Origin of the sequence: Bacillus marinisedimentorum, from assembly GCF_001644195.2 — a bacterium.
GTDB lineage: Bacteria > Bacillota > Bacilli > Bacillales > Bacillaceae_O > Bacillus_BL > Bacillus_BL marinisedimentorum.
Window position 1 is genome coordinate 13,529 of the sequence record NZ_LWBL02000068.1, and the last position, 12,180, is coordinate 25,708.

At 47.4% G+C, this 12,180-nt stretch carries 11 protein-coding genes and 1 pseudogene; 3 read left to right on the forward strand and 9 right to left on the reverse strand.

Translation table 11 applies throughout. From position 1 onward, the window contains the following. Window positions 1–42: 42 nt before the first annotated feature. Window positions 43–3,789 carry a dynamin family protein gene (locus tag A4U59_RS19160; protein ID WP_083270952.1) on the reverse strand — a complete coding sequence of 1,249 codons (3,747 nt, stop codon included), beginning with the start codon at window positions 3,787–3,789 and terminating at the stop codon, window positions 43–45. Window positions 3,790–4,259: 470 nt separating this feature from the next. On the opposite strand from A4U59_RS19160, the pseudogene A4U59_RS22650 reads away from it, so the two are divergent. Further along, a pseudogene (locus tag A4U59_RS22650) lies at window positions 4,260–4,424 on the forward strand (peptidoglycan-binding domain-containing protein); the annotation flags it as partial. Window positions 4,425–4,436: 12 nt separating this feature from the next. Continuing rightward, window positions 4,437–5,078, forward strand: coding sequence for a peptidoglycan DD-metalloendopeptidase family protein (locus tag A4U59_RS22655; RefSeq protein WP_425388928.1), 642 nt, complete (start codon window positions 4,437–4,439; stop codon window positions 5,076–5,078). Between the two features lie 74 nt (window positions 5,079–5,152). On the opposite strand, the gene A4U59_RS19170 is transcribed toward A4U59_RS22655, so the two are convergent. Both A4U59_RS19170 and A4U59_RS19175 read right to left on the reverse strand, forming a co-directional pair. Then, window positions 5,153–5,665 carry an ASCH domain-containing protein gene (locus A4U59_RS19170; protein WP_245680595.1) on the reverse strand — a complete coding sequence of 171 codons (513 nt, stop codon included), beginning with the start codon at window positions 5,663–5,665 and terminating at the stop codon, window positions 5,153–5,155. 48 nt (window positions 5,666–5,713) lie between these two features. After that, on the reverse strand, window positions 5,714–5,917 hold the full coding sequence (locus tag A4U59_RS19175) for a hypothetical protein (protein WP_066175200.1): 204 nt from the start codon (window positions 5,915–5,917) through the stop codon (window positions 5,714–5,716). A 176-nt stretch (window positions 5,918–6,093) separates the two neighbouring features. Here A4U59_RS19175 and chrA point away from each other — a divergent pair, with 176 nt between their 5' ends. After that, window positions 6,094–7,287, forward strand: coding sequence for a chromate efflux transporter (gene chrA, locus A4U59_RS19180; protein WP_066175202.1), 1,194 nt, complete (start codon window positions 6,094–6,096; stop codon window positions 7,285–7,287). Between the two features lie 107 nt (window positions 7,288–7,394). On the opposite strand, the gene A4U59_RS19185 is transcribed toward chrA, so the two are convergent. The 6 genes from A4U59_RS19185 to A4U59_RS19210 all read right to left on the reverse strand — a co-directional run bounded on the left by A4U59_RS19185 (window position 7,395) and on the right by A4U59_RS19210 (window position 11,983). Next, a complete protein-coding gene (locus A4U59_RS19185) occupies window positions 7,395–7,628 on the reverse strand; it encodes a thioredoxin family protein (protein WP_066175204.1) in 234 nt (77 codons plus the stop codon). Window positions 7,629–7,657: 29 nt separating this feature from the next. Beyond that, on the reverse strand, window positions 7,658–8,605 hold the full coding sequence (locus A4U59_RS19190) for a permease (RefSeq protein ID WP_066175206.1): 948 nt from the start codon (window positions 8,603–8,605) through the stop codon (window positions 7,658–7,660). Between the two features lie 42 nt (window positions 8,606–8,647). Then, a complete protein-coding gene (arsC, locus tag A4U59_RS19195; protein ID WP_211274966.1) occupies window positions 8,648–9,067 on the reverse strand; it encodes an arsenate reductase (thioredoxin) in 420 nt (139 codons plus the stop codon). A 78-nt stretch (window positions 9,068–9,145) separates the two neighbouring features. Further along, window positions 9,146–10,444, reverse strand: coding sequence for an arsenic transporter (locus A4U59_RS19200; protein ID WP_066175209.1), 1,299 nt, complete (start codon window positions 10,442–10,444; stop codon window positions 9,146–9,148). 44 nt (window positions 10,445–10,488) lie between these two features. Further along, window positions 10,489–10,818, reverse strand: coding sequence for an ArsR/SmtB family transcription factor (locus tag A4U59_RS19205; protein WP_066175211.1), 330 nt, complete (start codon window positions 10,816–10,818; stop codon window positions 10,489–10,491). 175 nt (window positions 10,819–10,993) lie between these two features. Further along, complete coding sequence (locus tag A4U59_RS19210; RefSeq protein ID WP_066175212.1) at window positions 10,994–11,983, reverse strand: ABC transporter substrate-binding protein; 990 nt, start codon at window positions 11,981–11,983, stop codon at window positions 10,994–10,996. Between the last annotated feature and the right edge of the window lie 197 nt (window positions 11,984–12,180).

Here is a 12,180-nt window from a genome sequence, read left to right on the forward strand (position 1 = left end):
AAAAAAAGGAAGCATAGCATCCTCCGCTATGCTTCCTGTCTATCATAATCCATTTAATTCTCCAAGCCTCTCCGAAACGTTCCTCAACTTCTCAATATCCACCTGTTCCCCTAAAACATCCCTCAGGCTTCCATAATACTGCCCGGCTTCTTCCCTGATCATTCCGGTCATTTCTCTTACCGTTTCACTGAACAGCTCAGTATAATACCTGTTGAAGTGCGATTGTTTTTCATCAAGGTATTGCTTCACCGGTTCCTGCAGCCGGTTTTCAATACTTTCTTTCATTTCTTTAATGCCCTGCTGTTCAAAAAGCTGCTTGCCGTTTTTATAATTTCCAAGTGCCTGTTTTAGGCCTGGTGGGCCAATGTCCGCCTCTGATTCATCGAATTCCATTGATGAAAATTCGATTGGTTCAAATTGAGACAACTCAGGCGGTTCAGGAGTACGGCTTGCAAACAAGGCAGCATCCTGGTGGAGGGTTTTAAGCTTCCTGTTCATGTCCGCTTCCACCCGGAGTGTCGTCGCCCGCATTTCCTGGACAAGGTCGAAGCCTAAAAAGCCCAGCAATTCATCAAGTGCAGTTTGGAGCTGCTCTTTCAGACGGCTGCCGGTTCCGTTCAGCACTGCGGGATTGAAGTATTCTTTGAACTCATCCTGATAGCGCAGGAACGCACGCTGTTTAATGTAAAAGAACAATTCTTCGATTTCGTTTTGGAGCGAGCGCCGCTCAACTTCACCGTCCACTTTTTCAAGCTGGCGAACCAGTTCGGTTTCGGCTTTTTCCACTTGTTCGAGGCGTTTTTTCCGCTCGTCATCGCCCTGCTGCGCGGAAGCAATCAGTTTTTCAACCCGGATTTTCGTCCTGTCAAGATCAGCTCTTGCAGCTTCAAGTGACAGGCTGACAAGTTCTTCTTCGATGAATCGGAAAAATTCATTTTCGAACATGTGCATATCAAGCTGGCTTTCGTCTTCATAAGACCCCGCCTGTTTTGCCTGCAGCACGTTTTTACTCGACACACCATATGTGCGGGGATTGCAGATGCCATATGCGGCCAGTTGGCCTTCCACGTAATCTTTCACCATATTCAATTCCGCCGCATTCTTAGCAAGGTCGGCCGCATTGATGATGAAAAACATTTTATCCAGTTCGAACGTATCCTTCACCCGGCCGAGCTGGATCAGGAATTCGCGGTCGGCATGTGAGAAGGCGTGATTATAATAGGTGACAAAAAAGATCGCATCCGCATTTTTAATATAATTGAACGCAACGCCGGTGTGGCGGGCATTAATCGAGTCCGCACCCGGCGTATCGACGATGGTGATGCCTTCTTTTGTGAGCGGGCAATCGTAATACAGGTCGATCCATTCCACAAATACTGCCTTTGCCTCTTCGGCTACATACGCACGGTATTCTTCAAGTCCTGCCTCCACCGTCTCCCCGAGCTTCTCGCGGAACTGGATGTATCCGGCGGCCGCAGCGGTCAGGAAGTGGCGCTCGGTATGTGCGCTTCCTTCCTCTTTTTCTGCCTGTACTTGTTTTGCACGGCTGACTGCTTCCTCAAGAGAACCAGCTTCCTGCTTGCGCAGCACCTTGAACGAAGCGTTCATATCCTTTAACAGCTGCCCGGCTGTTTTCAATTTGACACGCACTGTCCCATGGCTGTATTCATTGTCAGACGGCATGATCCGATTGATCGCCGCTGTTGTCGGATTTGGAGATACCGGCAGCACCGCTTCGCCCATCAGCGCATTCGCAAATGATGATTTACCGGCACTGAACGCACCGAACAGCGCCACCGTAAACTGCTGCTCCTTCAGCCGCACTGCCCGTGATCTCAAATCGAAAGCGAGCTGCTTGAAACCGCCGAGCGGCTCAACAAGACTTGCCGCAGTTTCAAGGCGGGAGGAAAGGACTTCAGCTTCACCGCGCATCTGATGGAAGCTTTCCGTATTGGACTCGCCTTCACGTTTCGCAGCTTCGGCAGATGGTGACCCTTGCGGCACTGAATTCGTCATTGCTTCTTCTTTTAGCAATTCCGACCCTCTTTCATCATCTTCCCTGTTTACCACGGTCACCGTCTGTACCTGCTCAAGTTTTCGTGATGCAAGCTCCTCTGCCTCACGGAGGGTACCTGCAGAAACAGTATCGGAAAAACTGCCGGCAAGCTCCGCTTCTGTTTGATCCGATTTTTCAGAAGCAGCTTCAATCACATGAAGTGCTTGATCCCACTTTTTATACGTTTGAAGTTCTTCCTCAACGGCAGCCAATTCTGACTCTCTTTTGTTATTGATATCTTCTTTGGTTTGCTCGAAGATTTCATTGGCTTTCTGGCGGTACATCTGCTTGATGCGATTGCTCACATCATTCGTATAGTTGAGAACATACTGCCCGTTTGCCGTCGCCCCGGATTTGACTGTACCCGCAAGCAGATCTGGCCCGAACGAGATATCCGCATCATAAATCTGTTTGAACAGGGTGTCATCTTCAATGCCTTTTCCTTTTAAGAAATCGACCGCATACTGCTTGAAGTGGCCGTCAATATGGGTTGCGACCTGCCTGGAAAATTCATCATAAAACGTCTGCAGCCGCTCCTCACGTTCTTTTTCGGTCTTCGCGCGCTGGAAAAAGAACCCCGTTTTGAAGGAAGGGTCCCGTGATTCCAGATACGATCGGGCCATATCCCTTGTCTGAGCGGGCATGATATATGCATTGTCAAGGATGCCCTGGACCCCTTTCAGGAATTCCGATTGGACCTGGCCCATTCCCTGCTCAAGCTCTCCAAGCCGGCTGTGCAATCCTGAAATCCTTGCTGCCACTTCCTTCCGCTCTTGGGCTGAGAGATGCTGCAGTTTGCGTTCCGCCTCTTCCGTGTCAGAAGCAAGGTTCTCTTCAACACCTTCTAGTGCTTCCGCTATAAGCCCTTTGATAGAGTCAGCCACCCGCTCCAAATATTCCTCATCCGGCAGATTGATCAAGGACTGGATAAAGTCGTGAAGTTCCCGGTACTGGTTGTGCGGAACATCCATGTACAGGCTGGAAACATAAAAGATACCGTCAGGTTCAACATTCCAGCTCCTGAATGCCTCCGCTGCGCTTTTTTGGTACGCTTCAAACGGCAGTTCTTCATCCCTGTGCTTATCAATCTGGTTTACAACAACGTATACCGGCTTATGGCTTTCCTTCAGTTCCTCAACAAACCGGAAGTTCAGCTCAGACTGGACATGATTGTAATCGACCACATAAAAAATCGTGTCAGCCAGATGGAGTGCCGATTCAGTCGCAATCCGGTGGGCCTCATCAGTTGAGTCGATTCCCGGCGTATCCATCACCGCCAGTCCTTGCGGAAGATCTGTAAACGGATGAAAAATTTCGATGGATGAAACGGCATCGCCGTCACGGGAATAGTCCTGAATTTTGTTATAGTCATACGGCCCCTGGAACTCCACCGGCTCACGGTCAGTGTAATAGATGCGGGCCGCATGCTCGCCCGCTTTGATTTTCACCAGGTTTGCACTCGTCGGAATCGGGCTCGACGGAAGGATCGGTTCATCCATGATTGTATTGATAAGCGTGGACTTCCCTGCCGAAAAATGCCCCGTGAATGCGATGCCCAGTTCCCTGGCATTGATTTTCGCCAGCAAATCAAGCAGCTTACCGGCCTGTTCATCCGCTCCGACATGAATCAAACGTTTATATAAAACGGCACTGTGTGCAAACAGCCGCTGTCGGTCATGCATGATATCTTGATTGATCCAATCGCCTGTACTTAAAGGTGCGTTTGCGGTCATGACGTGATGCTCCTTGTAATCGGTTTTATTTTTCTCATTATACTACCATTTTCATAGGATAAAAAATGAAAACGCTGCTGTAGGAAGAATTCAGCACCAGAGAGCAGAGAATAATTTCGCCTGTAAAGTCCCTTCCAGATAGACATACGGTAAAAATGCAGCCTGCTCCCGGATTCCTTCTCTTGAGACACTTGGAAAACGACAGGACTCTCACCTGGTCAAAAGGTAATTTTTTGAAAATTAAATTAAATTAATTTTAAATTGTAATTTCACTGTCTTCTTTTTGTAATGTCTGTGTAATGATTTTCCTGTATTATGGGATTTGTTCAAATAAATGGTTTAAAGAATTACATCTGGGGGAATACAACATGTTTAAAAAAACCATCATCACCACTTCTATGGCAGCATCTTTATTTTTTGCACCAACAATCGGCGAAGCAGCTCTGGGAGATCAAACATTATATCAGGGTATGAAAAACAACGATGTTATCGAACTGCAAAATCAATTAGACGAAAAAGGATTTTTTGACCACCATACATCAACCGGTTATTTTGGAAGCATCACAAAATCAGGTGTTATAGCCTTTCAAAAACACGCAGGAATCACAGTTGACGGTATTGCAGGACCTCAAACAGTCGCAGCACTTATGGCGGCAACCGGCGAAACATTAAGATACGGCTCAAGGGGACAGGCTGTTGAAAGCCTTCAGCAAACCCTCAGCCGCAAAGGCTATTACAATTCTTCTGTAGATGGTATCTTCGGTTCCATCACAAAGTCGGCCGTTATCAGCTTTCAGAGAAGTCACGGACTTGTGACGGACGGAATTGTCGGTCCTAACACTTATGCAGCTCTTTCCGGTATGCAAACCGTTGTAAAAGGCGCTTCAACAACAACTGAAAACTTCATCATGCCAACACAGGGAGTCCTCACTTCAGATGTCGGCAGCAGATGGAACAGCTATCATGCCGGAATCGACATTTCCCAGCATGGAACCGTTAAAGTGATAGCAGCAGCAAGCGGTGTTGTCGAGCGTTCTTATTACTCTTCTTCATATGGAAATGTCATCTTCATTTCACATACAATCAACGGGCAAAAATATACAACCGTTTATGCCCATCTTCGGGACAGGCTTGTTTCTGAAGGACAGCGTGTTACACAGGGCCAATCGATCGGACATCAGGGCAACACAGGGAACTCCAACGGACAGCACCTTCATTTTGAACTTCACAAAGGTGATTGGAATCAAAATAAAACAAATGCTGTTAATCCGCTGGATTATCTGAACTAATTCCAAAATTGAACAGAAGATATATAAAAAAGCTCAGAGTCCTCTGAGCTTTTTTCATATCTACGGAACGATCGTCACTTCAAAGCCTTTTCAAGATCCACCCATATGACTGCCCCCATTGGATGTTTATATGGTACAGGAGTTTCGAACATGAACGGGTTGTCCAGCACCCAGGCGAATGTTCTTTTGTACGGGAGCTGAAGGCAGTCTTTCCTGTCAATGCAATGAAACACAGTGCCCTGCTTGTAATCTGTTAAGCTCAGTTCCTCGCATCTGACAATATCCACTGTCCCGAACACGAGCCCCGATCCGCTTTTAATCAAGCCGATCTTGCCTCTTTGATGAGTGTTTGACCCCCGAATCTCCCACGTCTTTTTCCCTTCTAGAATCAAATCGATCCAGGGGGCCTTCACCATTAAGCCTTTCATGTCTATATGCTCCTTTTTATAATGTAAAGCTCCGATGAGGAAAGCTGAATGAACAGCCAGGAAGATTGGCAGAAAGCCGTTTCCAAGGCTGGACCTGCCAATGCAGATAAATAAAAAAGTGATAATCAGGTAAATTCCTGTATAAACAAGCAGCTTCATACCTCTCCCCCTACCGAAACGTCAGTTTTTTGACAGACGGCGCATTGCTCAATAAAAGCCGACAGCATTTAAGATGATCACACCAATGACGGTAGTCAGGGAACCCGCGAGCAAAGCAATCCATACCGGTTTCTTTGCTTTCGTTCCAAACCATATGCTGAATGCAGCTATTAATGTGAACAGCAGGCCAAATACTAATGCAGCAAACGGACTTGTCGGCGCTATCCAGTCATACCAATGAATTTCCGGCATATCTTCACCCCTTTTTTAACTATATTATCACTTTTTTCCAAATGAAGGGCTGGTTTTCTGCGACTTTTTGACCATGCCGGCTTTTTACGGTCTATCTTTGTTTTCACCAACGTGAATTTTTAGTGTAAGATTAGTTTCGGTAATGTAACGACTTAAACGAAAAAGCAGGTGAAGATTTGGCACAAAATGTAAAAAGAGGAGTCCATCCTCTATTGGAAATTCTCATTGTATCCACACGCCTCGGATTGTCTTCTTTCGGCGGGCCGATTGCCCACCTTGGCTACTTTCATGAGGAATATATAAGAAGAAGGAAATGGATGGATGAAAAAGCATATGCAGATCTGGTGGCGCTTTGCCAGTTCCTTCCCGGCCCGGCGAGCAGCCAGGTCGGCATCGGCATTGGCATCATGCGGGCAGGAGCACTCGGGGGACTCGTGTCGTTTATCGGCTTCACGCTTCCTTCTGTCATCGCTCTTATCCTGTTTGCGTTGCTTCTGCAGACGGTGGATGTCGGCGATGCCGGCTGGATCCATGGCTTGAAAATTGTTGCTGTCGCCGTAGTGGCTCATGCGATCATTGGTATGGGGACGAAGCTTGCGCCTGATTTGAAACGGAAAGCCATCGCGCTGCTTGCATTGATTGCCACGGCGCTATGGCAAACGGCTTTCGCCCAGATTGCAATTATCCTGGCCGCGGCGGCCATTGGCTTTATCTTATTCAGGCAGCATGCGGAACAGGATGACGCAGAAATAAAGATTCCGATCACCCGAAAATTTGCCGTGATTTCGTTAACGCTCTTTTTTGGGTTACTGTTATTGCTTCCTGTTGTAAGGCAGGCAACCACCCTTGAGTGGGTCGCAATGTTCGATAGTTTCTATCGGTCCGGTTCGCTCGTCTTCGGCGGCGGACACGTCGTACTTCCGCTTCTTGAGCGTGAGTTTGTGCCGACCGGCTGGCTGAGTGAAGAAGCATTTCTGGCCGGTTATGGTGCAGCGCAGGCTGTTCCGGGCCCATTGTTCACATTCGCTGCCTATCTTGGTGCGGTCATGGGCGGCTGGCAGGGCGGCTTGATTGCGACAGCGGCCATCTTTCTGCCGGCGTTTCTGCTCATTTTCGGCACGCTGCCTTTTTGGGATTCGTTAAGGCGTAATCCAAAACTGAAAGGCGCCATCATGGGAATCAATGCAGCTGTCGTCGGCATCCTGATCGCCGCCTTTTACACCCCGATTTGGACAAGCTCGATCTTTTCGCCGCTTGATTTCGCCTTTGCGGCCGTACTGTTCAGCATGCTGGTATACTGGAAGCTGCCGCCGTGGGTGGTTGTCGTGACAGGGGCAGCCGGCGGTGCAGTGATGGCGTTGTTTGTGTAAAGTAAAACCTGCGCCGAAACACTTCCTTGCTGACAATTTATATTTTCTTTTACCATAAAGAAAAGGAACAGCCGGATTCGGCTGTTCCTCATATTTTTCCTGCTGGCTCACTTGCTGATGAGCTTCACAATCTCTTTTTCCTTCAGGACTTTTCCGCTCGATACAAGCTGTTCATCCACAACGAGCGCCGGTGTACTCATAACACCGTAAGACATGATTTGCTGCATGTCTTCCACTTTCACCACTTCAGCTTCCACACCTGACTGGTCGAGTGCTTCTTTCACATTCTGTTCAAGCTGCTTGCACTTTTTGCATCCCGATCCCAATACTTTAATGACCATTGCCGCATTCTCCTTTTCATTTCAACTTTTTATAAAATAAGATTAAATCCATAACCAATCAGAATAATGCCTGCTGTCACAACACCCGCAAAAACAGCAATCAATTTTGGCTTGATCACTTTCCGGAGCAGAATCATTTCCGGAAAAGACAGGGCGGTAATTGCCAGCATGAAGGCAAGGGCAGTTCCAGCTGCAACTCCTTTGCCCATTAAAGCGTCGATGATCGGAAGCGATCCTACCGCATTCGAATAGAGAGGCACACCGAGGAGAGTTGCCACCGGTACGGCGAGCAGATTGCCTTCGCCGGCATATTTGACGAGTAATTCCTCCGGTGCATATCCATGGATGAAAGCCCCGATCCCAATTCCAATCACTAAATATATCCAGATTTTCTGGACCGTCTCGATGACGTTATTTTTCGCAAAAGCCGCCCGGTCGCGCCACGTTTGCTCCTCTATGACCGTTTCACCCATCTGCATATTGTAGACGTAACCTTCAACCTGGTCTTCCATCTTCAGCCGGCCAATGATCCAACCGGCAATGATGGCAAGAATGACACCAACTGTTACATACAAAACGGCGATTTTCCACCCGAAAATGGAAAACAGCATGACAAGTGAAATCTCATTTACAATTGGAGAAGAAATCAGGAACGTGAACGTAATGCCAAGCGGGATGCCCGCTTCGACAAATCCGATGAAAAGCGGCACGGTCGAACAAGAGCAAAACGGTGACACAACTCCAAGCAGTGCCGCCATGATACTGGCCGCCCCTTTACGCTTCCCCTGCAGCCAGATTTTCACCTTTTCGGGTGGAAAATAGCTCCGGATATAAGAAATTGCGAATATCATGACAATCAAAAGCACTAAAATTTTCGTTGTGTCGTAGATGAAAAAATGGACAGCGCCGCCTAACCGCGACGCTGTATCAAGCCCCATGACATCAGCTGTAAGCCAATCTGCCAATTGTTTGAACATATCAAATTCCTTCTTTCAGAAAAAAACGGAATTCAGGCGATCTTACTCGCCAGTCTCCTTAAATCGCTTAATCCGTTCTTCAATTTCATCACGGACGCGATGGAATACCGCCATCTTCTCTTCTTCGGTTCCTTCTGCTTTGGCAGGGTCGTCGAAGCCCCAGTGCCAGCGGGTTTTATTCGGCGGCGTGGCCGGGCAAACTTCATCGGCGTGGCCGCAAAGTGTAATGACATAATCGGCTTTTTGAAGCAATTCCTGGTCAATGATATCAGAGTTATGACCGGAAATATCCACTCCGGCTTCCTTCATTACCTTGACAGCGTTGGGGTTCAAGCCGTGCGCTTCAATCCCCGCGCTGTACACTTCATATTCATCGCTTAAATGCTTTTTGCCGAATCCTTCTGCCATTTGGCTTCTGCAGGAATTTCCTGTGCACAAAAAGTAAATGATTTTTTTAGACATTGTCATTCTCCTTTTCAATCGTTTTTTAGATAGCTCCGATGACTGCGGTTTTTGATCATTCCTAACCAGCATTGAGCCTTATGATAAGACCGTCAGCCACAAATACAATCCTGTCAGCGTAATGAACAGGGTCGGGATTGTGAGGATGATTCCGACTTTGAAATAATATCCCCAGGTGATTTTTACCCCTTTGGAGTTCAGGACATGCAGCCACAGGAGGGTTGCCAGTGAGCCGATCGGCGTAATTTTCGGGCCAAGGTCCGACCCGATGACATTCGCATAAATGAGCGCTTCCCGCATCACGCCGGTTGTGTCTGTTTCCGCAATCGCCAGCGCGTCGATCATGACAGTCGGCATGTTATTCATAATTGAGGATAAAATTGCCGCAATGAAGCCCATTGCAATCGTTGCCGTGTACAGGCCCTGCCCGGCAGCTGCCTCGATAACACCCGCAAGCATATCCGTCAGTCCGGCATTGCGCAGTCCATAAACGACAACATACATGCCGATCGAGAAAAACACAATCGCCCACGGCGCTCCTTTGATGACCTGCTCAGTGTTCACGGCATGACTTCTCCGTGCCATTCCAATGAAGAAAATCGCAACCGCACCGGCGATGACCGATACCGGGATGCCGGCAAACTCACTCGCAAAGTAACCAACCAGCAGCACAGCAAGCACAAACCATGACAGCCGGAACATCCGGTGGTCTTTTATGGCTTCTTCCGGCACCTTCAACTGGTTGAGGTCGTAATGCTTCGGGATATGTTTGCCGAAATAAAGGTAAAGGACAAGGATACTTGCCGCGAGCGAGAAGAAGTTCGGGATAATCATCCGTGATGCATATTCCGCAAACCCGATGCCAAAATAATCGGCAGAAACGATATTGACCAGGTTGCTTACGACGAGCGGCAGCGATGTTGTATCTGCAATGAATCCGCTCGCCATGATGAACGGCAGAATCATTTTATCCTTGAAATCAAGGGCCCTGACCATAGCAAGGACAATCGGCGTCAAAATGAGGGCTGCACCGTCATTCGCAAAAAAGGCAGCGACAATCGCACCGAGTATGGTCACAAGCACAAACATCTTTACGCCGTTGCCGTTGGCCATCCGCGCCATATGCAAGGCGGACCATTCAAAAAATCCGATTTCATCCAGGATAAGAGATATCAAAATGATGGCGATGAAAGCAAGTGTGGCATTCCACACAATGCCGGTCACATCAATGACATCCTGAAAAGCGACGACGCCGGCGATCAGCGCCGCAACGGCACCGCCGACAGCAGACCAGCCGATCGATAAATTCCGCGGCTGCCAGATGACCAGGACGAGTGTTGCCAAAAAGATTACAAAAGCTAAAATCGGGGTGGACATCAGTCAGTATTCCTCCTTATGCTGTTTCACAAATAGAGCGTTCATTACTCACATACGAGATTTTTTCCTGCCAATTTTTCTAGCAGGTGTGTTTGTTCGGGTACCTGATCCAGAATACCGGCCAGCAGCGGATAAAGGGAATGCTCTTCATTTAAAGAGTAAAACACCCATTTCCCCCGCTTCCTTTCCTTTACAAGACCGAAATCGCGCAGCTTTCTCAGGTGCTGGCTGATGGAGGGCTGGCTCATTTCCAGCAATTCAACAAACTCACATACACAGCGTTCCTGATCACTTACCGTTTTTAATATCGTCAAGCGGGTTTTGTCTCCGAGCAGCTTTAACATTTTTGAAACGGACTCAATGCTTTTTTCCATCTATCCATCACTCCTGTCATATCCACAAATCATTATATAATTATTCGTTTATATGTTCAATGAAAATATCCATCAATCTTGCAAGGAACTGCTGTCTCTGCAAAACGCAAAACAGAATCCCGGCCATTTGGCCGGGATTTCTTTATAGATAAGAAGCAGATAAGGGGGGAGCTTCTTATTCAACAAGATATTTTTCTACATCATCTAGCATCAGGTTGGCCGCGATTACACCGCCGGCTGTATTCCAGATTGCATCATCGACTTTGTGGACGTTACCTTCCTGGACTGCGCTCAGATTTTGCCAGAGAGGATCGTTCACCCACTCTTTTTCGTTTGCAAGTCCTTCGCCGTCACCTGTTTCATACGTGAAGTAGAAGATGACGTCACCATCCATTGCCGGGATGCGTTCTTTTGTCGCATTCTTTTCGGCAAAATCTTCTTTATCCTGTGACTCGGGGCGGGCAAAACCGATTTCTTCAAGAATGACACCCGAGAAAGAGTCTTTGTGATAGATACGGGCATCACCAGGCATAAAACGGACGATGGAAACCTCTTTTTTCAAGTTTTCACCGGCTTCCTCACGGATATTCTCAATGCGTGCCTGATAATCATCTAATACTTGCTGGCCTTTTTCTTCTTTATTGACCGCTTTTGAATAAAGCTCGAAGTTCTCTTTCCAGTTACCGCGCAATGTTTCAGCGAATACGGTTGGAGCAATCGCCTCTAATTGCGGATAGATTTCTTCCTGTCTCATTTTGTTGCCGATAATCAAATCCGGCTCAAGCTTCGCGATTGCTTCCAGGTTAACCTGGCTTTCAGTGCCGACGTTTTCAACATCTTTCATTTGGTCTTTAATATGATCATACCAGGGGTCGCCTGTCCAGGATTGGACAGCGCCTGCTGGTGTGACATCCATTGAAAGCAGCGCTTCTGTTCCTTCATTTGTCAAAATAACAACACGCTTTGGTTCAGCAGGGACTTCCGTTTCACCCATTGCGTGTTCGACAGTGACGTTTTCCGCCTGTTCAGTTTCTTCAGCGGTGCCGCCTTCCTGGCCGCCGTTTTCTTCAGATTTGCTTTCCTCCTCTGTTCCCCCGCATGCTGCAAGAACGAAAGACAGGGATAAAAATAGTGTAAAAATGGCAAATATGCTTTTTCTCTTCATGATGAACCTCCAATAATAAGATATGGTAATGATATTCATTCTCAACTGTATTCTATCTTACAAGGTGGAAAATGGCAGGTCAACCTTGTTCACAACTTTGTTGAAAATAATTCTCATTATCATTGACGTTGATAATGGTTTTCAATAAACTTAAGGTTATAAACTGTTTGTTTTTTACAACTCAAGGAGCCAGCATT

Coding starts and splice junctions, on each gene's coding strand:
- A4U59_RS19170 (WP_245680595.1), bottom strand. CDS start 5,665: ATGAAGCTGCTTGTTTATACAGGAATTTACCTGATTATCACTTTTTTA.
- A4U59_RS19200 (WP_066175209.1), bottom strand. CDS start 10,444: ATGTCCACCCCGATTTTAGCTTTTGTAATCTTTTTGGCAACACTCGTC.
- arsC (WP_211274966.1), bottom strand. CDS start 9,067: ATGTCTAAAAAAATCATTTACTTTTTGTGCACAGGAAATTCCTGCAGA.
- A4U59_RS19190 (WP_066175206.1), bottom strand. CDS start 8,605: ATGTTCAAACAATTGGCAGATTGGCTTACAGCTGATGTCATGGGGCTT.
- A4U59_RS19175 (WP_066175200.1), bottom strand. CDS start 5,917: ATGCCGGAAATTCATTGGTATGACTGGATAGCGCCGACAAGTCCGTTT.
- A4U59_RS19210 (WP_066175212.1), bottom strand. CDS start 11,983: ATGAAGAGAAAAAGCATATTTGCCATTTTTACACTATTTTTATCCCTG.
- A4U59_RS19205 (WP_066175211.1), bottom strand. CDS start 10,818: ATGGAAAAAAGCATTGAGTCCGTTTCAAAAATGTTAAAGCTGCTCGGA.
- A4U59_RS22655 (WP_425388928.1), top strand. CDS start 4,437: ATGGCGGCAACCGGCGAAACATTAAGATACGGCTCAAGGGGACAGGCT.
- A4U59_RS19185 (WP_066175204.1), bottom strand. CDS start 7,628: ATGGTCATTAAAGTATTGGGATCGGGATGCAAAAAGTGCAAGCAGCTT.
- A4U59_RS19160 (WP_083270952.1), bottom strand. CDS start 3,789: ATGACCGCAAACGCACCTTTAAGTACAGGCGATTGGATCAATCAAGAT.